This is a genomic window from Ruegeria sp. N8 (assembly GCF_056531325.1).
Map to the genome: position 1 here is coordinate 115081 of NZ_JBQFLQ010000008.1, position 21877 is coordinate 136957.

The window sequence follows — 21877 nt, forward strand, 5'->3', positions numbered from 1 at the left end:
ATCCATCCGCTTGCGTCCCAACTTGTATCACATAGAGAATTCGAAGGATGTTTTTGGCATGACCGTTCAAGCCGACCCCGCCGCGCGCAAGAAAGCCATTATTGACCGTTTGATGTCACTGGAAGAACAGGAGCTGGCGACCGCGCAGGCGCATTACGATGCGTTTCTGAAGGATTCTCAGTTGGACGACCGGGAAGGGCACGACAAGGATGATATCGCGGCTTCGCGTGAGAATGCGGATCTGGCGGCGGCTTTCGACGCGCCCTTGCAAGCGCATCATGCCAAGATCGACGTGATCGAGAACACCGATTTTGGGCTGACCGATACAGTCCAGCCCGGTGCCGTTGTAAAGTTTAACAACCGGAGTTTTGTGGTCTGCGTGTCGACAACGCGGTTCGATGTGGACGGGACGACCTATATGGGGATTTCGACCCAAAGCCCGATCTATCTGGCGATGACCGGCCTGCAGGAGGGCGACGTGTTCACCCATAACGGGACCGAGTTTGAGGTCGAGGAAATCCTTTAGGCTTTTTGCTGTGGGATCACCTGTTGGGCGATCCCTGCAAAGACCAGGTACAGGCTGGTGATCACCAGCCCCCAATGCGCCCAGCTTTCGGGATGAAAATCCACCCAGGCCGCCCATCCGGCGAAAAAGGTCCAGGCGAGGGCCATGGGGAGGGTGACGCTGCGCCAACGCTCGGTCCGGACGGGATGCACGAATTTTAACGGCAGGAACATGGCCAGAGCCAGTAGGGAGACCATGAGCAGGATGACCCAGAAATTGGGTTCGAGCGCGAAGATCACAATGACAAACATGTTCCAGCAGCCGGGAAAGCCCGAGAACGAGTTGTCCTTGGTCTTCATCCGAGTGTCCGCGAAATACATCGCGCTGGCGAAGGTGATGACGATGATCGCAAACCAGCCGGTCCAGCCATCCATCAGCCCGGATTTAAACAGGGCGAAGGCGGGAATGAATACATAAGTCAGGTAATCGATAATCAGATCCAGCAATACGCCGTCAAACTCGGGGGCGTTTTTCTTGACGTGATAGTGCCGCGCCAGTGGGCCGTCGATGCCATCGACAATAAAGGACACGACCAGCCACAGATACATCAGACTCCATTTTTCTTCGACAGCGGCCAGCATGGCCAGCATCGCGAAAACGGCGCCGGTTGCAGTAAAGAGATGGACGGAGAGAGCTTTGAATCTGAGTGTCATGCGCGTGTCATGTACGATGCGTGTCCAAGATGCAAAGCAAAATGCCCTGTTTGGTGAAATTGCAATTGTGTCAGGCTTTCGGGTGAGTGCGGTCGTAGACTTCCATCAACCGGGCGGTGTCCACGGCGGTGTAGGTTTGCGTGGTCGACAGAGAGGCATGCCCCAGCAATTCCTGTATGGCGCGAAGATCGCCGCCCGCAGACAGCAGGTGCGTGGCAAAGCTGTGGCGCAACGCATGTGGGGTGGCCGTCGCGGGCAGGCCCAACTGCTGACGCGCCTTGGCCATGACGCCCTGAATGGCACGCGGGTTCAGCGCCCCGCCGCGGACACCACGAAACAATGGCTTGGTCTTGTCCAGCGGATGAGGGCAGAGCGCCAGATACCGGTCCAGAGCTGCTTGTGCGGCGGGCAGGACCGGGACGATGCGCTCCTTGTTGCCTTTGCCAACAATTCGCAGCGATTGTGGCAGGGGGGCGTCAGCGCCGGTCAGCGACAGCGCCTCGGAAATCCGCAACCCGCAACCATAGAGCAATGTGACCACGGCCACGTCGCGCGCAGAGACCCAATCATTGGTCGATTGCAGTTCGACCGTTTCGATCAGGGCGCGGGCAGCATCTTCGTCGACGGGGCGGGGCAGTTTCTTGGTGAATTTGGGCGCGCGGGTCGACAAGACCGCGGTCGGCTCGAACCCTTCACGTTCTGCCAGCCAGCGGTAGAAGCTTTTGACAGCCGACAACTTGCGCGCCAGCGAACGCGCGCCGACGCCCGAGCCGCGCTGATCCGCCATCCAAGCCCGCATATCGGATACGGTGATCCGAGCCAGTGCTGCCAAACCCTGACGCTCGCTATGGTGCAGGGTCATAAAGGATAGGAAATCATTCACGTCGCTGCGGTAGGCGGCCTGAGTATTGGTTGATCGGCCTGAAAGCGCGACGAGACCCTCCAGCCAGTGCTGCAACGCGTCGCGGCAGGCCGGAGAGATCAGGCTCATGACAGCCAGTTGCGCATGGACCGTTCAAAAACACCGGCAAAGAAGGTCAGCAGGTCGGTGCCAAGTTGCGGTGAAAAGTGGTTGGGGTCTTTCGCGCTCATGATGATCATGCCGGGCAGGCGGCCTTCGCCCAAGTCCAGCCGCATACAGGCTTCGGACCGCAGGTGATCGGCCTGATCGCCGAAGATGCGGTGTGTGGGGTGGATGACCTCGCGCAGCACGACTTCGCGGGCAGGGCCGCTGCGATCGAAAGTCAGGTAGTTGTCGACAAAGCCGGGCTCGACTACGGCCAGCGCTCCGCCCAGTTTTTCGATCGCGGGGTCTTCCTGCAGGACGGTGGTTTCCAGGACCAGCGTGATCCGATCCACGCGCAGAATTTCGGCGACGTCTGAGCCAAGGGTGGTCAGGAAGTCCTCGAACCCTGTGGGCTCCAGCAGGCGCAGGATTGCGCGGTGCACCTGATTGGTACCCGCAAGGTTTTCATAAGCGGCCGCGATGACCGAGCGGTGGGTGTCTTCAAGCCGATCCAGCCGCGCTTCGAGCCGCTGCATGGCGATGCCGCGCAGGTCGACGATGTTATCTCCGCGCGCTTGTTCATTGGCGGCGACGAGGGCCTGCATCAGGTCCTTGTCGTCCAGCACGGCGTCAGGCTCGGCCAGAATCGCCTCGCGGAGAGTGTCCTTGAGTTTGGTATTGCTGCTCATGTCCCGTCCGGTCTTTTTATGTTTTGCGGCCTTATAACACGGCTGGACCGATTTGCCTTGGGAAAAGTGAGCCTTTGGTTGGATTTCCCGTCATTTGCGCGACGGGGCCTCTCCCGCCTGCAAGACCCTGATCTGCGATCAGGGCTGGCAGTTGGGCCGGGCGCGGTGCCTGGCAGCACCGCGCGGCAGTGTCAGGGATCAGAGGATTTTCTGACCGGTCTTGGCCCAGTCGGCCAGGAAGGTTTCAAGCCCCTTGTCGGTCAGCGGGTGATCGGCCAGTTTCTTGATTACGGCAGGCGGAGCGGTGATCACGTCGGCGCCGATGCGGGCGCTGTCTGTTACGTGGTTCACGGTGCGGATGGATGCGGCCAGAATTTCGGTCTCGAATCCGTAATTGTCATAGATCTGGCGGATATCAGCGATCAGATCCATGCCGTCGAGGTTGATATCGTCCAGACGGCCGATGAAGGGCGAGATAAAGGTCGCGCCCGCCTTGGCGGCGAGCAGTGCCTGATTGGCCGAGAAGCAGAGCGTGACGTTGACCATCTGGCCTTCGTCGGACAGGGTTTTACAGGTTTTCAGCCCCGCCCATGTCAGCGGAACCTTCACGGCGATGTTCGGCGCGATCTGGGCCAGCTTACGGCCTTCGGCGATCATGTCGTCGGCCTCGGTCGCGACGACTTCGGCGGATACGGGGCCGTCGACCAGATCACAGATCTCTTTGGTGACTTCTAGAATGTCGCGGCCCGATTTCAGGATCAGCGAGGGGTTGGTGGTCACACCGTCTACCATTCCCAGATCGTTCAGTTCGGCGATGGCGTCGATCTCGGCGGTATCTACGAAGAATTTCATGCGGGCAGTCCTTTGATGGGTTGGCCTTGGTTGCGGTTGGCTTTACCCCAATAACACCGATGCTGAAACCCCCGACCCGAGGAGATGCGGTGAGCGCGCAGGAGTATTTCGATCAGGGTGAGCTGGTGGCTGTGCTGACCACACAGCCCTTGGACCGGACGCTGGATTACAAAGCGCCCGAGGGCGGGTGTTTTCTGGGCGCGTTTGTCGAGGTGCCCCTGGGCCCGCGCAAGGTTCTGGGTGTGGTTTGGGGGCCGGGGCAGGGCGGTTTTGATCTGGCCAAGGCGCGATCCGTGATCCGTGTGCTAGAGGTCGCGCCGATGCGCGAAGAGATGCGGTTGTTTCTGGGCAAGGTGGCCGATTACACGCTGACACCGATGCCTGCGATGCTGCGCTTGGCGACCCGTGCGCCTGGGCTGGGCGATCCGCCGTCGATGCGGAAAATCTATCGTTTGGGCGGTGCCGAGCCAGACCGCATGACCGATGCGCGGACCCGCGTGCTTGAGGTGCTGCGCGACTACGGCGGCTTGGCGTTCACGTTAAAGGAGTTGGCCGAGCAGGCGGGGGTGACGTCCTCGGTCGTCAAGGGGTTGGTCAAGCAAGGCGCAGTGCGCGAGGAAGACAGCCCACGTGATTTGCCCTATCCCCGGCTGGACCCGGACTTGCCGGGCAAGGCGTTGACTGACGATCAGGCCTCCGCGGTCGCGCGCCTGCAGGCTGGGCAACGTTCCGGGGATTATGGGACAACGTTGCTGAAGGGTGTCACTGGCTCGGGCAAGACCGAGGTTTACCTAGAGGCCGTCGCCGAAGCCCTGCGCATGGGGCGGCAAGCGCTGGTTCTGCTGCCCGAGATCGCCCTGACCGCCGAATTCCTGACGCGGGTCGAGGCTCGGTTCGGCGCGCGGCCTGCCGAATGGCACTCGGGTGCGACCATGACCGAACGCCGGCGGGTCTGGCGCATGGTTGGGCAGGGGGAAGCGCAACTGGTCGTCGGCGCGCGTTCGGCGCTGTTTCTTCCGTTCCGCGATCTGGGGCTGGTGGTGGTCGATGAAGAACACGACACCTCTTACAAACAGGAAGACGGCGTGCATTACAGCGCGCGGGATATGGCGGTGCTGCGGTCCTCGGTCTGCGGGGCGCGCGTGATTCTGGCCAGTGCGACGCCGTCGCTGGAAAGCTGGGCGAATGCCGAGGCCGGCAAGTATGAGCGGCTGGACCTGACCTCGCGCTTTGGGGCGGCGGTGCTGCCAGAGATGAAACCCATCGATATGCGGGCCGAGCAGATGCAGCCGGGGACATGGATTTCCCCGTCGCTGCGGCAGGCGGTACGGCAGCGGATCGAACGCGGGGAACAGTCGCTGCTGTTCATCAACCGCCGTGGCTATGCGCCGGTGACGCTGTGCCGGGCGTGCGGGGAGCAGATCGCCTGTGATCATTGCGATGCGCGGATGGTTGAACACCGGTTTCTCAAACGACTGATGTGCCATCAATGCGGCGAGACGAAGCCGATGCCCGACACCTGCCCATCCTGTCAGGTTGAGGGCAAGCTGGCCCCGGTCGGGCCGGGGATCGAACGGCTGGCAGAAGAAGCCGAGGCGACGTTCCCTGAGGCCAAGATCGCGATGCTGAGTTCTGATCTGTTCGGCTCGGCCCGCGCGTTAAAGGCCAAGATCGAAGAGATTGCCGAGGGCGATGCGGATATCGTCATCGGTACGCAGCTGGTGGCCAAGGGGCACAACTTTCCCAAGCTGACACTGGTGGGGGTGATTGATGCCGACCTTTCTCTGCACGGGGCGGACCTGCGAGCGGCGGAACGCACGTTCCAGCTTATGCGGCAAGTTGCGGGCCGGGCCGGGCGGGCGGATAAGCCGGGGCAGGCACTGTTGCAGACGTTTCAGCCTGAACACCCGGTGATCCGCGCCATTCTGTCAGGCGATGAAGAAGGGTTCTGGAAGGCCGAGGCCGCCGGGCGTCAGGCCGCAGGCGTCCCGCCCTATGGGCGCATGGCCGGGATCGTGCTGTCCGGGCCCGAGGTCGGTCCGGTTTTCGACATCGGCAACGCGATGGCACGCAACGATGCGCCGCTACGAGCTATAGATGCCCAAGTCTTCGGACCTGCGCCCGCGCCAATAGCACGAATACGCGGGCGGCACCGTGTACGCCTGCTGGTCAAAGCCCCCAAAGGCGCGCCGATTCAGGATGCTATCGCCCGCTGGATTGCGCCCCTGCGTCTGAAGGGCGATATCCGCCTGACCGTCGATATCGACCCGCAGAGTTTTTACTGACCTCTGCACCGGTGCAGACCGCCTGTGCGTCTGCCCCCTCGCCAAACCGAAAAAATGAGCGTAGAGCGGTGTCATGCTGAAACCCATGCCGCTCTCTGATGCGCAGAGCCTTCCGTTCTGGCGCCGTCCCATAACGCTCTTGTTCATGATGGCGTTGATGATGCCCATTGCGTTTAACGCATGGAGCGCGCTGCTGAACAATTTCGTCATCGAGGTCGCGAATTTCGACGGCGCAGACATAGGCCTGCTGCATACGGTGCGTGAAATTCCCGGATTTCTGGCCGTAGGCGTGATCGCGGTGATCATCTTTATCCGCGAGCAAGTGCTGGCGATGATCTCGCTGATGATGCTGGGCGTTGCGACTGCGATCACGGCGTGGTTCCCCAGCCTTGGCGGGCTGCTGTTCGTGACGCTGTTCAGCTCGATCGGGTTTCACTACTACGAGACGGTAAACCAGTCGCTGCAACTGCAATGGTTGCCCAAGGATCGTGCGCCGCAGGTGTTGGGCTGGCTGGTCGCGATGGGTTCAGCGGCGACAGCAGTGGTGTACGGTTTGATCGTGCTGACATGGGACCGGTTCGATCTGTCCTATAACTTCGTCTTCATGGCAGCGGGCGGCGTGACGGCCCTGTTGGCGCTGTTCTGCCTGCTGGCTTACCCGCAATTCGATGCGCCGACGCCGCAGACCAAGAAACTGATCCTGCGCAAACGCTATTGGCTGTATTACGCCCTGCAATTCATGGCCGGTGCCCGGCGGCAGATCTTTGTCGTCTTCGCAGGCTTCATGATGGTCGAGAAATTTGGGTTCGAGGTGCATGAGCTAACCAGCCTCTATCTGATCAATCTGGTGATCAACATGGCCGCCGCTCCGATGCTGGGCAAAGCCGTGTCCGTGTTCGGCGAGCGCCGCACGCTGATCTTTGAATATGCCGGTCTGGCCATCGTGTTCGCGGCCTATGGCGGCATCTATTGGTTTGGCTGGGGCGTGGTGCTGGCCGCGATCCTTTACGTGATCGACCACGTGCTGTTCGCGCTGGCATTGGCGCTGAAAACCTATTTCCAGAAAATCGCCGACCCTGCCGATATCGCACCAACCGCAGCCGTGGCCTTTACGATCAACCACATCGCCGCCGTGTTCCTGCCGGCGTTGCTGGGTTTGCTGTGGGTGGTCTCGCCCGGCGCGGTGTTTACGCTGGCGGCAGCGATGGCGATGATCTCGCTGGCCTTGTCGTTGCTGATCCCGCGCCACCCCGAGCCGGGCAATGAAACCATCCTGTCAAAATACGCCCCGGCCCCTGCGGAATAAGCCAGCGCTTGACCTTGCCTGCCCGGCGGCCTAGGCGCAGGGGAAACCCAAACAGGAGGCCCCCATGCCCACATTCACTGCGCTGACCACTCTGATGGGCAAGAAAGCCGCCGAAGGCTTGGGCGAAGCAATGGAGCGTCTGGAGCCGGAACCTACCGGCGTTGGTGTGTTCGAGGTCGAGGACGGCTCGGGCCTATGGGAGGTTGGCGGCTATTTCACCGAAACCCCAGATGAAACCGCGCTGGCCGTTCTGGCCGCCGCGTTCCAAGCCAAGCCCTTTGTCGTCTCGGAGCTGCCCGAAACCGATTGGGTCGCCCATGTGCGTCGCGAACTGGCTCCGGTCGAGGCCGGGCGCTTCTTTGTTTACGGCAGTCACGACGCCGACCAACTGCCCGAAGGCCGCATTCCCCTGCTGATCGAGGCCGCGATGGCCTTTGGCACCGGGCATCACGGCACCACACTTGGTTGCCTCAAGGCGCTGGATTATCTACTGAATGAGGGGTTCGAGGCGACAAAAGTGGCCGATATCGGCTGTGGCACTGCCGTTCTTGCCATGGCCGCCGCGCGAGTCTGGGATGGAGATATCATCGCCAGCGATATTGATCAGGTGGCCGTGGATGTGGCCGAGGCGAACCTGAAAGCCAATGGCATGGCCGGTCAGGTGCAGTGCGTCGAGGCTGCCGGGTTCGATCACCCCGACCTGAAGGCCCACGCGCCCTATGACCTGATCTTTGCCAATATCCTCAAGGGGCCGCTGGTCGCGTTGTCGCCGGAAATTGGGGCGAATCTGCGGGCAGGGGGGTACGCGATCTTGTCGGGAATCCTCAATGAACAGGCCGATGATGTGGTTTCCGTTTATTCACAAAACGGGTTCAATCTGGCCCGTCGGGACGAGATTGGCGAATGGACGACGCTAATCTTAAGCAAACAGGGCTAAAATCGGGCCATTTACAGGAGTTTTGTGGATTCCTGCCACTTTTTTGGCGCAATCTCTGTCTACCGTTCAAAGATGCATATCGGGGGCGGTTATTGGAGGCTGCCATGACTGGAAAACAACTGGAATTTGATCAGCGCGTTCATCGTCTGAACAAAAAACACGCGAAACTCAGCCGTGGTTATCGTGCGACGATGCGCAAAGATGGCCTGGTGGTGATGAGGCCGCAGCGCGTTCAGTCTGCGGTGCCTGCCAAAGTGTTGCTGATGTGCCTTGTGGGCTTTTTTGCATTCAAGACCTTTCTTTTAGCGAGCCTTGGGCCGTCCGCCTATGAATACCGCGTTGACAGTTTGAGCCAAGGGACGTCGGTCGAACAGGCTGGGGCCTGGATCATGCAGATTGACCCGATTTCTGCCTTTCTGGCCGCGCAGGTTTCAAGCTATCTGCCCTGATTTTTTGCAAATCTGAATCAGAAACGCCGCGCATAAATCAATGCGCGGCGTTCTGCTTTGCCCCCGAGGGAGGAGATAGGGGCGTGTGAGTGGTGGTCTAGATCTTACCGGCGGCTATCCGCTACGACGTCAATATCGCCGCGGCACATGCCAATATCGTCTAGTTCACGGTCACTCAGACCGCTCAGCGCGTTGCGGGTCACGCGGGCGTCGTTCCATTCCACAACGGCGTTCACAACCGCTGCAAAAAATCCGCCGATACGGCCAGCAAGGCCGAACGAGCCAGTGGTGGCGCGGGTGGTATCCAGTACGGCCATATCCTGTTTCCTTCTGGTTAGAGTTCAGTTTCAATCCTTCGTTTGAGCGGCATTTAGGGATGTCGATCTGACACCACAAGCGACGAAATTGCATGTGTCCTATGCGTTTTCTGCAATGCTCTGAAAACGTGAAAGCCCCTTAATTTACTGGTCATTTTTGCTTAATCAAACACGTCGAATTCAGGCATTTCGCGGTCGCAAACAGGCCATTGTGTCGCCCCTCGAGCAGGTCTGTCGTTTTTGGACTTTCCGTCAATTCGCTTGGAAAATGTTCACGCTTCGTGCTAACCCGTAAGAAAGATCACAAAAACCCGAGCAGGCTGGGGCACAACATGCGGATTTTGGGCATTGATCCGGGGCTGAGAACCCTGGGATGGGGCGTCATCGAATCGCATGGCAGCCGCCTGAGCCACGTGGCCAACGGGCTATGCAAATCCGACGGTGATGATTTGGGCGAGCGGTTGTTGTCTCTGCACAACCAGATTGTCGAGGTGATCGCCGAACACACGCCCGATCAGGCCGCGATCGAACAGACTTTCGTGAACAAGGACGGTGCGGGCACGTTGAAACTGGGCCAGGCGCGCGGGGTTGCGCTTCTGACGCTCGCGCAAGCCGGGTTGCCGGTAGGGGAATATGCGCCCAACCGGGTCAAGAAAACAGTTGTGGGCGTGGGGCATGCCGAGAAAGAGCAAGTCTTGCACATGGTCAAGCTGCAACTGCCGGGGTGTCAGCCCAAGGGCGCAGATGCGGCAGATGCGCTGGCGATTGCGATCTGCCATTCCTACTATGGCGCAGCGCCGCAGGCGCGGATGAAAGAGGTGCGGGCATGATCGGAAAACTCACTGGACGCCTGGATTACCGCGCAGCAGACCACGTGCTGATCGACGTGCGCGGGGTTGGTTATATCGTCTATTGCTCGGACCGGACCATGGCGGCTCTGCCGGGCGTGGGGGAGGCGGTCTCGATCTACACGGACATGGTGGTGCGCGAAGACCTGATGCAGCTTTATGGGTTTCTGTCTTTGGTCGAGAAGGAATGGCATCGCCTGCTGTGTTCGGTGCAGGGGGTGGGGGCCAAAGTGTCTTTGGCGATCCTGTCTGCGCTGGGCCCGGATGGGGTCAGCCGTGCGATTGCCTTGGGTGATTGGGGCGCGGTCAAGGCGGCCAAAGGCGTGGGGCCGAAAACCGCGCAGCGCATCGTATTGGACCTGAAGGACAAAGCGCCGGGCGTGATGGCCATGGGCGGCACCGTGACCGAGGCGATGGACGGCCCTGTGCCTGAGCCGGTCGAACTGATTGAGCCAGCGCCTGCGCCCAAACGCGCTGCGAATCCGGCCTCGGGCAATGCGGCGGCCTCGGCTGGTGCGTTGTCGGCCCTGTCGAACCTCGGCTATGGCCCGTCCGAGGCGGCCTCGGCCGTGGCCGAAGCGGCCGCCACCTTGCCGGACGCGGGTGAGGCTGATCTGATCCGGGCGGCGTTGAAACTGCTGGCTCCGAAAGGCTGAATGGATGACTGACGCCGACCCCACCCTGCGCCCTGACCCTTTGCCCGAGGACAATGACCGCGCCCTGCGCCCGCAGGGATTGGATGAATTCATCGGTCAGGCCGAGGCGCGCGCCAACCTTCGCATCTTCATCCAGTCGGCTCGTCAGCGGGGCGAAGCAATGGATCATACACTGTTCCATGGTCCTCCGGGCCTTGGGAAGACGACGCTGGCGCAGATCATGGCGCGCGAGCTGGGGGTGAATTTCCGCATGACCTCTGGCCCGGTTCTGGCCAAGGCGGGTGATCTGGCGGCGATCCTGACCAATCTGGAATCGCGCGACGTTCTATTTATCGACGAAATCCACCGCCTGAACCCCGCCGTCGAAGAGGTTCTGTACCCGGCGATGGAAGATTTTGAGCTTGATTTGGTGATCGGCGAGGGCCCCGCCGCGCGGACCGTGCGGATCGAGTTGCAGCCCTTTACTCTGGTCGGGGCGACGACCCGGATGGGTCTGCTGACCACGCCTCTGCGGGATCGCTTTGGCATTCCGACCCGGCTGCAATTCTACACGGTCGATGAACTGCACGAGATCGTCACGCGAAACGCCCGTAAACTGGGGGCTCCTGCTGACGACGCAGGCGCGCGCGAGATCGCGCGGAGGTCGCGCGGGACCCCTCGGATCGCGGGGCGGCTGCTGCGTCGCGTGGTGGATTTCGCTATCGTCGAAGGCGACGGGCGGATCACGCGGGATCTGGCCGATGGTGCTTTGACACGTTTGGGCGTGGACAATCTGGGATTGGACGGCGCGGATCGTCGGTATCTTAAGCTGATCGCCGAGAACTACGCCGGTGGACCAGTTGGGATCGAAACCCTTTCAGCAGCGTTGTCGGAAAGCCGGGATTCGCTTGAGGAAGTGATTGAGCCCTATTTGTTGCAGCAGGGTTTGATCCAGCGCACACCGCGCGGGCGGATGCTGGCACAAAAGGCGTGGACGCATTTGGGTATGGCAGCGCCTCGGGGGCAAAGCGATCTGTTTGGTTGAATTATAGCGCTAGGGATTTTAAGCCTCCGGCGGCCATATTTGAAACGAGAAGAAGGGTCTGCGCGTGACACCTGATCAAATCGAAGCGCTGTTCACCCGCGAAAGCGGCGAGTTTTTGTTCGCACGTTGGGGGCGTCCGATTGTGCCCATCGTTTTCGGGGTGGAAGATGACACCTTGGCCACGGTCAAAGGGGCGTTCGAAGCGGTCGTCACGCTGGCCGGTCACAAAATGGCGGAAACGGACCCTGAACTGGGGGCCAACTGCATGGTGTTCTTCTTCCGGGACTGGAATGAGCTGTTGGAAGTGCCGGACCTCGATCGTCTTGTCCCGGACCTAGCACCTTTGGTCGAACGACTGGTTGCGGTAGATGCCAACCAATATCGTATCTTCCGGTTCGAGGAAGACGGCGCAATCCGTGCCGCGTTCGTGTTTTTGCGAATGGACAAAGAGCTGTCGAAGGTGCCTGCCGAAACCCTGGCGCTCAGCCAGGTGGTGCAAACCGTTTTGCTATGGTCCGACACGGCATTTCGCACGCAATCACCTTTGGCGGTGGCGGGTGAGGCTACGATTTTGAGACCTGATATTGCAGGGCTGATCCGCGCGGCCTACGATCCGGTATTGCCGGGTGCGGCGCAGGATGCCTCTCATGCGTTGCGCCTGTTTGCCAGATTGGAGCAACCGCAATGACCCATACCTATGCCGTCCGGGTTTTCTATGAAGACACCGATATGGGGGGTGTGGTCTATCACGCGAACTATCTGAAATTCATCGAGAGGGCGCGCTCGGACTATGTGCGCAATATCGGTAACGACCAGAATGCGATGCGCGATGCGGGTATTGTCTGGGTCGTGCGTAAGATCGAGGCCGAATATCTGGCCCCTGCGAAATTCGATGATGAGTTGACGATTGAAACCTGGATCACGTCGCTGTCCGGCGCACGGCTGACGATGGCGCAGCGGGTGACACGGGGCGAGACCGAAGTTTTTAACGCCTCGGTCACAGCGGTCTGCATGAATGCGCAGGGCAAACCGGTGCGTCTTCCGGCAGAGATTCGCGCATTGATGTAACATTTTGCGGGACCAGGGTGGTTCTGTTGGCTTTTCATATCTAACTGCGTTAGCGTTTAGCAAAACAAGGCCAAACGAACGGCCATCAGGCAAAAACTAAAGAGCAGGTTCATGGAAGCTGAAACGCTGGCGCTGGCGCAGGAGATCGACTTCTCCATGTGGGGGCTGTACGCCCGCGCAACCTTTATCGTCAAACTGGTGATGCTGATGCTGATCGGTGCGTCGATCTGGTCCTGGGGGATTATCATCCAGAAGATCATCAACTACCGGGCCGCGCGGCGCGAGGCGCAGGTGTTTGATGAGGCGTTCTGGTCCGGCAACCCCTTGGATGAATTGTTTGAACAGATCGGCACGCAGCCCGATGGCAGTTCGGAAAAGATTTTCGCCGCCGGCATGATCGAATGGCGTCGTTCACACCGCACCGATGGCGGCCTGATCGCGGGGGCTACGGCGCGGATTGACCGGTCGATGGATGTGGCCATAGCAAAAGAGTCCGAGACGCTGCAAAAGGGTCTGCCGGTCTTGGCCACTGTTGGCTCGACCGCGCCCTTTATCGGGCTGTTCGGCACGGTTTGGGGCATCATGAACGCCTTTATCGAGATCGCCGAGCAGCAAAACACCAACCTGGCGGTTGTGGCCCCCGGTATTGCCGAGGCTTTGCTGGCGACCGGTCTGGGCCTGTTGGCCGCGATCCCAGCGGTGATTTTCTACAATAAACTCAGCGCGGATAGTGATCGGATCGTGGGCGGCTACGAGGCCTTCGCCGATGAGTTCGCCACCATCCTGTCGCGTCAGTTGGATAGCTAGGATGGCCGCTGCGGTTCAGCAAAGCTCGGGCAGCAATGGACGCAGACGCGGACGTCGTCGCGGCCGTGCCCAGCCAATGGCTGAGATCAACGTCACGCCCTTTGTGGATGTTATGTTGGTGTTGCTGATCATCTTCATGGTCGCCGCACCATTGTTGACTGTCGGGGTGCCGGTGGACCTGCCCAAGACGGCGGCCAGTGCATTGCCCGGTGATAATGAGGAACCTTTGACCGTGACGCTGACCGCAGATGGTCAGGTTCAGATTCAGACGACAGATGTTCAGCGTGATGAATTGATTGGCAGATTGCGCGCCATCGCGTCCGAGCGCAGCAGTGACCGTGTGTTCCTGCGGGCGGATGGCTCGATCCCTTATGCGCAGGTGATGCAGGTAATGGGTGCGTTGAATGCGGGCGGGTTTTCCAATGTCGGTCTTGTGACCGACACCGGCGGCCCGACGCTGGACGAAGGTGGAGAGTGAGGCGGCACGGTGGATACCGGCACCAAGATCTCGGCGATTGCCCATGTCAGTTTGATCGGATGGGCCTTGTTCGGCGGCACGTTCCGGTCCGAACCCTTGCCGATGGCCGTGCAGGATGTCTCGGTGATCTCGGCTGAGCAATTTGCGGCAATGACCGCTCAGCGGGATGCGCCAGAGGTGACAACGCCTGCGGCCTTGCAGCAGCCTGACACGCCGGTTGAAGAGGTGACGCCGCCCGAGCCGGTCGAAGAAGATCAGACGGTGCCCGAGGTGTCGGAGCCATCCGAGCCCGAGCCTGACCCGGTGCCCGAGGCGGTGGAACCGCCGCCCGAGCCGGTGGTAATCGAACAACCCCCAGCGCTTGAGCCGCCCGCGCCAGAGGTGGCCGCCTTGCCCGTGCCCCCCGGCCCCGAGGCGCAGCCGCGCCCGGCAGACAAGGTTGCGCCAGAACCCGTTGCACCGCCTCCGCCCGAGGCTGCACCCGATGACATTGAAACGCCCGCTGTGTCCTTGGAAGAAGGCGCCGAGATCCAGCAAGAGCAACAGGATCAGACCGCTCCCGAAGAGGCCACGGATGAGATCGTGACCGAGGCCGAGGAAGCCAAGGAATACGCGCCGCGCAGCTCTCTGCGCCCGCAGGTTCGGCCAAACCGTCCGACCCCTCCTGCGCAGTCTGAGGTGGCGGAAACACCCGAAGCCGAGCCCGAGACGCCTGCGCCGCAGCCTGCAGATGAAAGCGCCATCGAAGATGCGTTGGCCGAGGCGCTGGGGCAGGGCACAGAGCCCTCTGGCCCGCCGCTGACCAGTGGTGAGAAAGACGCGATGCGTTTGGCGGTGTCGCGGTGTTGGAACGTTGGGTCCTTGTCAACGGATGCGCTGCAAACGGTGGTAGTCGTTGGATTTTCGCTGACCCCCGATGGCAAGGTGGTGGGTGGCAGTTTGCGTTTGATCGACAGTTCAGGCGGTTCCGACGGCGCAGCAAGACAAGCCTATGAGGCCGCCCGACGTGCGATCCTGCGCTGCGGGGCAAAAGGATACAACCTGCCTGCTGACAAATACGCGCAATGGCAGGATATTGAGATTACATTCAATCCCGAGAGGATGCGGATCAAATGATGAGATTTCTGACCAGCCTGTTGCTCGGCCTGACGCTTCTGACAGCGCCGGTTCATGCCCAGAACGGACCGCTGCGCTTGGAACTGGATCAGGGGATCATCGAACCCTTGCCCTTCGCGGTGCCCAGTTTCGTGCCCGACGGTCCCGCTGCGGCTCAGTACGCGCAAGATATCACACGGGTTGTCGCAGCGGACCTCACCGGCACCGGGCTGTTCCGCGAAATCTCGTCTGATGCATTTATCAGCCGGGTCAGCAGCTTTGAGGCGCCACTGCAATTTGCCGACTGGAAGGCGATCAATGCCGAGGCGCTTGTTACTGGGGCGGTAAATGTCTCGGGCAACCGGCTAACGGTCCGCTTCCGGGTATGGGATGTATTCTCCGGGCAAGAGCTTGGCAACGGTTTGCAGTTCGCAGGCACTACGGATGGCTGGCGGCGCATGGCGCATAAGGTGGCCGATCAGGTCTATAGCCGCGTGACGGGTGAGGGCGGTTATTTCGATAGTCGCGTGGCCTTCGTGTCGGAAAGTGGCCCCAAGGATCAGCGCCTGAAACGTCTGGCGATCATGGATTACGACGGCGCTAATGTGCAGTACCTGACCGACAGCGCCGCCATCGTGCTGGCTCCGCGCTTTTCGCCGACGGGTGACCGGTTGCTCTATACCAGCTATGAAACCGGCCAGCCACGCATCTATGTGCTGGATGTGGATCGCGTCCGCCGCTCCGAGCTGAACACGCCCGGCGGCACCATGAGCTTTTCACCTCGTTTCTCGCCTGATGGACGCTCGATTGTCTATTCGCTGATTCAAGGGGGGAATACGGATCTTTGGAAGATGGATCTGGCCTCGGGGCAGAGCGTACGTTTGACTAACACGCCGGCGATTGAGACCGCGCCCAGCTATTCGCCAGATGGGTCGCAAATCGTGTTCGAAAGCGACCGCTCGGGCACGCCGCAACTGTATATCATGCCCGCAAATGGGGGTGAGGCGACGCGGATCAGTTTCGGTCAGGGGCGTTATGGTACACCGGTCTGGTCCCCGCGGGGCGATCTGGTCGCCTTCACCAAGCAAAACAAAGGTCGGTTCCATATCGGCGTGATGCGCACCGATGGCAGCGAGGAACGGTTACTGACTTCGTCCTTTCTGGACGAAGGGCCGACATGGTCGCCCAATGGTCGTGTGATCATGTTCACCCGTGAAACCCAAGGCGCAAGCGGTCGGGCGACGCTTTATTCGGTGGATATCTCGGGGCGCAACCTGCGCCCGGTGCGCACGCCGGATGGCGGGAGCGATCCGTCCTGGGGGCCTTTGCAGAATTGATCGCGGGGGCGGTCGGAAAAGTTCACAAGAAACCCGCGCTGTGATACACAGGCGGCAATAAACAGAAAACACAACGAGGCACTTGAAATGAACGTATTGGGCAAAGTGGTAGCTTTGGGCGTGCTTGGCATTCTGGCCGCCTGTACCAACAACGATCCCTCGACATTGGGAGGCGGCCTTGGCGGCGGCGCAAATGGTGGTGGTCTGGCCGCAGGATCGCCCAGCGATCCGCGCTCACCGGCTTATTTCCAGCAGACCGTCGGCGACCGGGTTCTGTTTTCGATCGATCAGTCGACCCTTACACCGCAAGCGCAGACCGTTCTGCAGGGTCAGGCGGACTGGCTGTTGGCGAACCCCGATTTCGTGGCAACCATTGAGGGCCACGCAGATGAACAGGGCACTCGCGAATACAACCTTGCATTGGGCGCACGTCGGGCGAATGCGGCCCGCGAATACCTGATCTCGCGCGGGGTGGCGGGCAACCGTCTGACCACGGTCAGCTTTGGCAAGGAACGCCCGATCGAGATTTGCAGTACCGAGGATTGCTATTCCAAGAACCGCCGTGCGGTTACGGTGCTGACCGGCTCAACACTGGGGTAAGATGATGAAAGTTGCAGGATGGGTTCTGGCCGCGGTTTTGGCGACCGCCGGGGTGGCACAAGCACAGGATCAGCAGACCCTAGCCGATATCCGGCAGGAGTTGACCGTGTTGCATGTGGAAATCCAGCGTCTGAAACGTGAGTTTTCGACGACGGGGTCACCGTCACCCAACCTGTCCGGTAGTTCGGTGCTTGAACGCGTCGACGCCATCGAGGCCGAGTTACAGCGCCTGACCCGTCAGACCGAGCAGTTGAACCAGCGGGTGCAGAATATAGTCACCGACGGCACCAACCGAATTGGCGATCTGGAGTTCCGTCTGGTTGAATTGGAAGGCGGCGATCTGAGCACGCTGGGCGAAACCTCGACCCTTGGGGGTGAGACGAAGATTACGGCGGCTGCTCCGACAACACTCGCTGCGCCCACGGCGATTGATCAGGGTGAGTTGGCGATAGGCGAACGCGCGGATTTCGACGCTGCCGCGCAAGCGCTGGCCGAGGGCAATTTTCAGGCTGCAGCCGACCAGTTTGCAAGCTTTGATACCTCATATCCCGGCAGCCCTCTTGCGCCCGAAGCTAACCTGAAGCGCGGGCAAGCGCTGGAAGGGTTGGGCGACACACGCGAAGCGGCGCGTGCCTTTCTGGCCAGTTTCACCGGTGATTCAGAAGGGGCCTTTGCGCCCGAGGCTTTGTTTGAGCTCGGCTCGGCCTTGGGTCGACTGGGACAAACTGATCAGGCCTGTATCACACTTAGCGAGGTGGGGGTGCGGTTCCCGGCATCCCCAGCGGCCTCTAGCGCGACACAGGAAATGGCGTCGCTGGGCTGTTCTTGACCACATTCCCCGACAAGTTGAAGGATGCGTTACGCAGGCGACTGCCCGCGCAACTTCCTGCCCGCTTGGGGGTTGCAGTTTCAGGCGGCGGCGACTCGGTCGCTTTGCTGCACCTTCTTGCGGAGAACGCGCAGGGCGTTTCGCTGTACGTTGCAACGGTGGATCATGGATTGCGCCCTGAATCTCGCACTGAAGCCGATCGGGTTGCCGAAATGGCCCGAGACATGGGTTTGGCCCATGAAGCGTTGCGGTGGACCGGATGGGATGGCAGCGGCAACTTGCAGGATCAAGCGCGGCAGGCCCGGTACAGGTTGCTGACCGACTGGGCCCGGCGCAATGATGTACCCGCTATCGCACTTGGTCACACTGCCGACGATCAGGCCGAAACCGTCCTGCTGCGGCTTGGTCGCGCGTCCGGCGTCACAGGCCTGTCTGGGATGCCTGCTGCGCGCGAGCTGAACGGGGTTCAACTGCTCAGACCGCTTTTGGATGTCACCCGACAGGAGTTGCGCGACTACCTGAATGCACACGGGTTGGACTGGATAGAAGACCCTTCGAATCACGACCTGCGCTTTGATCGGATCAAGGCACGTGAGGCTCTGGCAGGGTTGGAAGAGATCGGCATAACCGCCCGTTCCCTCAGCCGGGTGGCTGACAACCTTGCACAAGCGCGCGAGGCTTTGGACGTGTTTACGCAGGAAACCGCGCGTCAGGTTCTGCGGGCTGAGACGGGCGACATTTGCGTTGATCGCGCTGGTTTTGTGGCGCTGCCCAGCGAAATCCAACGGCGTCTGTTGGTGGGCAGTATCCAATGGATCGCGGGTGCAGGCTATCCGCCGCGGCAGATGGCGGTCGAACAGGCTCTGTCGGCTTTGCGCCAAGCAGAAACAACCACAATCGGGGGATGTATGGTGGTTGCCAAGGACGAGAACACTTGGATTTGCAGGGAACTAGGGGCGATTTCCGTACAACCTTCCAAGCCGGGCGATTTGTGGGATAGCCGCTGGATCTTGACCGGTCCGCAAAGATCAGACGCGCAAGTCCGCCCATTGGCAGAGGCCGGGCTGCGGCAGTTGCCCGACTGGCGTGCTTTGGGAAAACCGCGCGCGGCGCTTGTGGCATCGCCCGCGATTTGGGCAGAAGACACGCTGCTGTCGGCGCCTTTGGCGGGTTTTTCCAATGGTTGGCGGGCGGAATTGGCGTCAGAAGTGCCCGAGTTGCACTCTTCTTTTTTATCGCATTGAACCTGCTTGAATCATCTCTATTTTATAGGGCAACCCGGCAGACCCCCATCTGCCGAAATCTTTTGGGAGATTTTCCTTGGGCAACGCTCGTAACATCGCCTTCTGGGTCGTTCTGTTTTTACTGATCCTAGCACTGTTCAATCTGTTCAGCGGACCGGGTGGAACGCTTCAGAGCAATGAAAGAACTTATTCCGATTTCGTCACAGCCGTTGAAAGCGGCGAAGTTAAGAATGTGACGCTGGATGGCGAACAGATTCGCTACACCACGCAAAGTGGTGCCAGCTATGTCACCATCAAACCCGGGGATGCCGAAGTCACCAAGCTGTTGATCGACGAGAACATCCCGGTGCGGGCGGAAAAACAGCAGCAGTCGGGCTTTCAGTCGTTCCTGATCACATTGCTGCCCTTCCTGCTGCTGATCGGTGTCTGGGTCTATTTCATGAACCGGATGCAAGGCGGCGGTAAAGGTGGCGCGATGGGTTTTGGCAAGTCCAAGGCCAAGATGCTGACCGAAAAGCATGGCCGAGTGACCTTTGACGACGTCGCCGGTATCGACGAGGCCAAGGAAGAGCTGGAGGAGATCGTCGAATTCCTGCGCAACCCGCAGAAATTCAGCCGTCTGGGCGGCAAGATCCCGAAAGGCGCTTTGCTGGTCGGCCCTCCGGGTACTGGTAAGACACTTCTGGCCCGTGCGATTGCAGGTGAGGCAGGCGTGCCCTTCTTCACGATCTCAGGATCGGACTTTGTCGAGATGTTCGTGGGTGTCGGTGCATCGCGTGTGCGCGACATGTTCGAACAGGCAAAGAAAAACGCGCCGTGTATCGTGTTCATCGACGAAATCGACGCGGTGGGCCGCCATCGTGGTGCGGGTTATGGCGGTGGCAACGATGAACGCGAACAAACGCTCAACCAGTTGCTGGTCGAGATGGACGGGTTCGAGGCCAATGAAGGCGTGATCATTCTGGCGGCCACTAACCGTAAGGACGTTCTGGACCCCGCGCTGCTGCGTCCGGGCCGGTTTGACCGCAACGTGACCGTCGGCAACCCTGACATCAAAGGTCGTGAGAAGATTTTGGGCGTGCATGCGCGCAAGACGCCTCTGGGCCCCGATGTTGACCTGCGCATCATTGCGCGGGGAACGCCGGGCTTCTCGGGTGCCGATCTGGCGAATCTCGTGAATGAGGCCGCACTGATGGCCGCGCGTGTTGGTCGCCGCTTCGTCACCATGGAAGATTTCGAGAACGCCAAAGACAAGGTGATGATGGGGGCTGAGCGCCGCAGTATGGTGCTGACGCAAGACCAGAAGGAAAAGACAGCGTATCACGAGGCTGGTCACGCTGTGGTCGGTCTGGAATTGCCGCTGTGCGATCCGGTTTACAAGGCCACGATCATCCCGCGCGGTGGTGCATTGGGTATGGTGGTCTCACTGCCCGAAATGGACCGCTTGAACTATCACCGAGATGAGTGCGAACAAAAGCTGGCCATGACCATGGCCGGTAAGGCCGCCGAAGTCATCAAATACGGTGAGGATCATGTGTCGAACGGTCCCGCTGGCGATATCATGCAGGCCAGTCAATTGGCGCGTGCGATGGTGATGCGCTGGGGCATGTCGGACAAAGTCGGCAATATCGACTATGCCGAGGCGCATGAAGGCTATCAGGGCAACACTGCTGGTTTCTCGGTTTCTGCCCATACCAAAGAGCTGATCGAGGAAGAGGTGAAGCGCCTGATCCAGCAAGGATATGAGCGTGCCCACAAGATTCTGACCGACAAAAACGAAGAATGGGAACGCTTGGCGCAAGGCCTGCTGGAATACGAGACCCTGACCGGTGACGAGATCAAGCGCGTGATGAACGGCGACTCTCCGACCGAAGGTGACGACGAAGGCGATAGCCCTGACGAGGGCAACGCGCCCAGCGTTACGGCCATTCCGAAGACCAAGGTCAAGAAAACTCCGCCCGATGGCGGGATGGAGCCAGAACCGACCGCGTAACAGCAAAAACCCGAGCTAAGGCTCGGGTTTTCTTTTCTTTCCGACGTGCCTGCCGTCTAGTGCCCGTGAAAAGCTGTAAAGGGGATGATTATGCCGGTCATGCGCGAAACGGAATTCATGGGCGAAGTGGTCTGGTTGGGCCATGTACCGGCTGGTCAGTCCATCCGTGCCGACTCCGTACCCGCTTTGTCGCTGGGTTTTGCAGGTGTCGCCGGAGAGCGGCATGAGGGCGAAAACCGCGCTTCATGTGTGCGGATGACGAACCTTTATCCCAAAGGCACAGAAATCCGAAATGTGCGGCAACTCTCGGTGCTGTCTGAAGAGGAGATACGGGCAACCGCTACCGAGATGGGGCTTGAAACGCTGGACGCGTCCTACCTGGGGGTCAGCATCCTGTTGCGCGGTATTCCTGACTTTACCCATATCCCGCCTTCGTCGCGTCTGCAGGGGCCGGATGGAGTAACGATCACGGTGGATATGGAAAACCGCCCTTGCGTGATTCCCGGCCGCGAGGTCGAGGCCGATTTGCCCGGCCATGGTGCCGCGTTCAAGCCCGCAGCCAAGGGGCGGCGTGGGGTGACTGCATGGGTTGAAAGGCCCGGAGCGCTACATCTGGGTGACCAGCTAAAGCTGTTCGTCCCCGATCAGCGCGCTTGGGCACCTTAAGACACAGGATTTCCGATGGGAAACGATCAAGCTTACGTTACGCGACCCCCTAAGTGACGCTACGCCGTTTCACGGCGTGATTATGTCGGAATCCATATCCATCGCTTTGGTACACAATTGTATGGATTGATCAGCACCGGGCTATTTGCGCCGGTTTGCAAGGCATTCAATCA

24 protein-coding genes are annotated in these 21877 nt (G+C 60.2%); 19 read left to right on the forward strand and 5 right to left on the reverse strand.

The window, feature by feature from the left end:
• Positions 1–58: 58 nt before the first annotated feature.
• Positions 59–526 carry a hypothetical protein gene (locus ACR0C5_RS15475; RefSeq protein WP_170769948.1) on the forward strand — a complete coding sequence of 156 codons (468 nt, stop codon included), beginning with the start codon at positions 59–61 and terminating at the stop codon, positions 524–526.
• Here the strand turns inward: ACR0C5_RS15475 and ACR0C5_RS15480 are convergent.
• The 4 genes from ACR0C5_RS15480 to fsa form a co-directional block, all read right to left on the reverse strand.
• On the reverse strand, positions 523–1218 hold the full coding sequence (locus tag ACR0C5_RS15480; protein ID WP_170769949.1) for a CDP-alcohol phosphatidyltransferase family protein: 696 nt from the start codon (positions 1216–1218) through the stop codon (positions 523–525). The two genes, ACR0C5_RS15475 and ACR0C5_RS15480, sit on opposite strands and share 4 nt — an antisense overlap.
• Before the next feature lie 70 nt (positions 1219–1288).
• Positions 1289–2209, reverse strand: a complete 921-nt coding sequence (locus ACR0C5_RS15485; RefSeq protein WP_170790376.1) for a tyrosine recombinase XerC — start codon at positions 2207–2209, stop codon at positions 1289–1291.
• Positions 2206–2913, reverse strand: coding sequence for a DUF484 family protein (locus tag ACR0C5_RS15490; protein ID WP_170769951.1), 708 nt, complete (start codon positions 2911–2913; stop codon positions 2206–2208). Before ACR0C5_RS15490 ends, ACR0C5_RS15485 begins: the two co-directional genes overlap by 4 nt.
• Positions 2914–3111: 198 nt before the next feature.
• Positions 3112–3765 carry a fructose-6-phosphate aldolase gene (gene fsa / locus ACR0C5_RS15495; RefSeq protein ID WP_170354905.1) on the reverse strand — a complete coding sequence of 218 codons (654 nt, stop codon included), beginning with the start codon at positions 3763–3765 and terminating at the stop codon, positions 3112–3114.
• Between the two features lie 59 nt (positions 3766–3824).
• Between fsa and ACR0C5_RS15500 the strand changes: the two genes are divergently transcribed.
• The 4 genes from ACR0C5_RS15500 (at position 3825) to ACR0C5_RS15515 (ending at position 8742) form a co-directional block, all read left to right on the forward strand.
• The gene (locus tag ACR0C5_RS15500; RefSeq protein ID WP_480502797.1) at positions 3825–6050 is read left to right on the forward strand and encodes a primosomal protein N'; all 2226 of its coding nucleotides are present in this window, start codon (positions 3825–3827) and stop codon (positions 6048–6050) included.
• A 73-nt stretch (positions 6051–6123) separates the two neighbouring features.
• Positions 6124–7356, forward strand: coding sequence for an MFS transporter (locus tag ACR0C5_RS15505; RefSeq protein ID WP_170769953.1), 1233 nt, complete (start codon positions 6124–6126; stop codon positions 7354–7356).
• Between the two features lie 64 nt (positions 7357–7420).
• Positions 7421–8293: a 50S ribosomal protein L11 methyltransferase gene (locus tag ACR0C5_RS15510; RefSeq protein ID WP_480877734.1), complete on the forward strand. Its 873-nt coding sequence runs from the start codon at positions 7421–7423 to the stop codon at positions 8291–8293.
• Complete coding sequence (locus ACR0C5_RS15515; protein ID WP_237218034.1) at positions 8260–8742, forward strand: hypothetical protein; 483 nt, start codon at positions 8260–8262, stop codon at positions 8740–8742. Before ACR0C5_RS15510 ends, ACR0C5_RS15515 begins: the two co-directional genes overlap by 34 nt.
• A 104-nt stretch (positions 8743–8846) precedes the next feature.
• Here ACR0C5_RS15515 and ACR0C5_RS15520 read toward each other — a convergent pair whose 3' ends face one another.
• Positions 8847–9059 carry a DUF1127 domain-containing protein gene (locus tag ACR0C5_RS15520; RefSeq protein WP_170769956.1) on the reverse strand — a complete coding sequence of 71 codons (213 nt, stop codon included), beginning with the start codon at positions 9057–9059 and terminating at the stop codon, positions 8847–8849.
• Positions 9060–9391: 332 nt separating this feature from the next.
• Between ACR0C5_RS15520 and ruvC the strand changes: the two genes are divergently transcribed.
• The 14 genes from ruvC to ACR0C5_RS15590 all read left to right on the forward strand — a co-directional run bounded on the left by ruvC (position 9392) and on the right by ACR0C5_RS15590 (position 21704).
• Positions 9392–9889, forward strand: a complete 498-nt coding sequence (gene ruvC, locus ACR0C5_RS15525; protein ID WP_170769957.1) for a crossover junction endodeoxyribonuclease RuvC — start codon at positions 9392–9394, stop codon at positions 9887–9889.
• A complete protein-coding gene (gene ruvA, locus ACR0C5_RS15530; protein ID WP_480877737.1) occupies positions 9886–10563 on the forward strand; it encodes a Holliday junction branch migration protein RuvA in 678 nt (225 codons plus the stop codon). The genes ruvC and ruvA overlap by 4 nt, the downstream gene beginning before the upstream one ends.
• 4 nt (positions 10564–10567) lie before the next feature.
• Positions 10568–11587, forward strand: coding sequence for a Holliday junction branch migration DNA helicase RuvB (ruvB, locus tag ACR0C5_RS15535; RefSeq protein ID WP_170769959.1), 1020 nt, complete (start codon positions 10568–10570; stop codon positions 11585–11587).
• Between the two features lie 64 nt (positions 11588–11651).
• On the forward strand, positions 11652–12275 hold the full coding sequence (locus ACR0C5_RS15540; RefSeq protein WP_170782890.1) for a hypothetical protein: 624 nt from the start codon (positions 11652–11654) through the stop codon (positions 12273–12275).
• Complete coding sequence (gene ybgC / locus ACR0C5_RS15545) at positions 12272–12655, forward strand: tol-pal system-associated acyl-CoA thioesterase (RefSeq protein WP_170769961.1); 384 nt, start codon at positions 12272–12274, stop codon at positions 12653–12655. The genes ACR0C5_RS15540 and ybgC overlap by 4 nt, the downstream gene beginning before the upstream one ends.
• Before the next feature lie 111 nt (positions 12656–12766).
• The gene (tolQ, locus tag ACR0C5_RS15550; RefSeq protein ID WP_170769962.1) at positions 12767–13462 is read left to right on the forward strand and encodes a protein TolQ; all 696 of its coding nucleotides are present in this window, start codon (positions 12767–12769) and stop codon (positions 13460–13462) included.
• A gap of 1 nt (position 13463) precedes the next feature.
• Positions 13464–13940, forward strand: a complete 477-nt coding sequence (gene tolR, locus ACR0C5_RS15555; RefSeq protein ID WP_170769963.1) for a protein TolR — start codon at positions 13464–13466, stop codon at positions 13938–13940.
• Positions 13941–13949: 9 nt separating this feature from the next.
• Complete coding sequence (locus ACR0C5_RS15560; protein ID WP_170769964.1) at positions 13950–15056, forward strand: energy transducer TonB; 1107 nt, start codon at positions 13950–13952, stop codon at positions 15054–15056.
• Positions 15053–16372: a Tol-Pal system beta propeller repeat protein TolB gene (tolB, locus tag ACR0C5_RS15565; protein ID WP_170769965.1), complete on the forward strand. Its 1320-nt coding sequence runs from the start codon at positions 15053–15055 to the stop codon at positions 16370–16372. The genes ACR0C5_RS15560 and tolB overlap by 4 nt, the downstream gene beginning before the upstream one ends.
• Before the next feature lie 87 nt (positions 16373–16459).
• Positions 16460–16972: a peptidoglycan-associated lipoprotein Pal gene (gene pal, locus ACR0C5_RS15570; protein WP_170782885.1), complete on the forward strand. Its 513-nt coding sequence runs from the start codon at positions 16460–16462 to the stop codon at positions 16970–16972.
• Positions 16973–16976: 4 nt separating this feature from the next.
• Positions 16977–17801, forward strand: coding sequence for a tol-pal system protein YbgF (gene ybgF / locus ACR0C5_RS15575; protein ID WP_170782884.1), 825 nt, complete (start codon positions 16977–16979; stop codon positions 17799–17801).
• On the forward strand, positions 17798–19045 hold the full coding sequence (gene tilS, locus ACR0C5_RS15580; RefSeq protein WP_480877741.1) for a tRNA lysidine(34) synthetase TilS: 1248 nt from the start codon (positions 17798–17800) through the stop codon (positions 19043–19045). The genes ybgF and tilS overlap by 4 nt, the downstream gene beginning before the upstream one ends.
• Positions 19046–19121: 76 nt before the next feature.
• On the forward strand, positions 19122–21038 hold the full coding sequence (gene ftsH, locus ACR0C5_RS15585) for an ATP-dependent zinc metalloprotease FtsH (protein ID WP_170782882.1): 1917 nt from the start codon (positions 19122–19124) through the stop codon (positions 21036–21038).
• Between the two features lie 90 nt (positions 21039–21128).
• Positions 21129–21704, forward strand: a complete 576-nt coding sequence (locus tag ACR0C5_RS15590) for an MOSC domain-containing protein (protein WP_480877743.1) — start codon at positions 21129–21131, stop codon at positions 21702–21704.
• Positions 21705–21877 lie beyond the last annotated feature (173 nt).

Bases quoted from the DNA above. Each gene is read 5' to 3' on its own strand.
- ACR0C5_RS15475 (WP_170769948.1), top strand. From the start codon at position 59: ATGACCGTTCAAGCCGACCCCGCCGCGCGCAAGAAAGCCATTATTGAC.
- ACR0C5_RS15480 (WP_170769949.1), bottom strand. From the start codon at position 1,218: ATGACACTCAGATTCAAAGCTCTCTCCGTCCATCTCTTTACTGCAACC.
- ACR0C5_RS15485 (WP_170790376.1), bottom strand. From the start codon at position 2,209: ATGAGCCTGATCTCTCCGGCCTGCCGCGACGCGTTGCAGCACTGGCTG.
- ACR0C5_RS15490 (WP_170769951.1), bottom strand. From the start codon at position 2,913: ATGAGCAGCAATACCAAACTCAAGGACACTCTCCGCGAGGCGATTCTG.
- fsa (WP_170354905.1), bottom strand. From the start codon at position 3,765: ATGAAATTCTTCGTAGATACCGCCGAGATCGACGCCATCGCCGAACTG.
- ACR0C5_RS15500 (WP_480502797.1), top strand. From the start codon at position 3,825: ATGCTGAAACCCCCGACCCGAGGAGATGCGGTGAGCGCGCAGGAGTAT.
- ACR0C5_RS15505 (WP_170769953.1), top strand. From the start codon at position 6,124: ATGCTGAAACCCATGCCGCTCTCTGATGCGCAGAGCCTTCCGTTCTGG.
- ACR0C5_RS15510 (WP_480877734.1), top strand. From the start codon at position 7,421: ATGCCCACATTCACTGCGCTGACCACTCTGATGGGCAAGAAAGCCGCC.
- ACR0C5_RS15515 (WP_237218034.1), top strand. From the start codon at position 8,260: ATGGACGACGCTAATCTTAAGCAAACAGGGCTAAAATCGGGCCATTTA.
- ACR0C5_RS15520 (WP_170769956.1), bottom strand. From the start codon at position 9,059: ATGGCCGTACTGGATACCACCCGCGCCACCACTGGCTCGTTCGGCCTT.
- ruvC (WP_170769957.1), top strand. From the start codon at position 9,392: ATGCGGATTTTGGGCATTGATCCGGGGCTGAGAACCCTGGGATGGGGC.
- ruvA (WP_480877737.1), top strand. From the start codon at position 9,886: ATGATCGGAAAACTCACTGGACGCCTGGATTACCGCGCAGCAGACCAC.
- ruvB (WP_170769959.1), top strand. From the start codon at position 10,568: ATGACTGACGCCGACCCCACCCTGCGCCCTGACCCTTTGCCCGAGGAC.
- ybgC (WP_170769961.1), top strand. From the start codon at position 12,272: ATGACCCATACCTATGCCGTCCGGGTTTTCTATGAAGACACCGATATG.
- tolQ (WP_170769962.1), top strand. From the start codon at position 12,767: ATGGAAGCTGAAACGCTGGCGCTGGCGCAGGAGATCGACTTCTCCATG.
- tolR (WP_170769963.1), top strand. From the start codon at position 13,464: ATGGCCGCTGCGGTTCAGCAAAGCTCGGGCAGCAATGGACGCAGACGC.
- tolB (WP_170769965.1), top strand. From the start codon at position 15,053: ATGATGAGATTTCTGACCAGCCTGTTGCTCGGCCTGACGCTTCTGACA.
- pal (WP_170782885.1), top strand. From the start codon at position 16,460: ATGAACGTATTGGGCAAAGTGGTAGCTTTGGGCGTGCTTGGCATTCTG.
- ybgF (WP_170782884.1), top strand. From the start codon at position 16,977: ATGAAAGTTGCAGGATGGGTTCTGGCCGCGGTTTTGGCGACCGCCGGG.
- ACR0C5_RS15590 (WP_480877743.1), top strand. From the start codon at position 21,129: ATGCCGGTCATGCGCGAAACGGAATTCATGGGCGAAGTGGTCTGGTTG.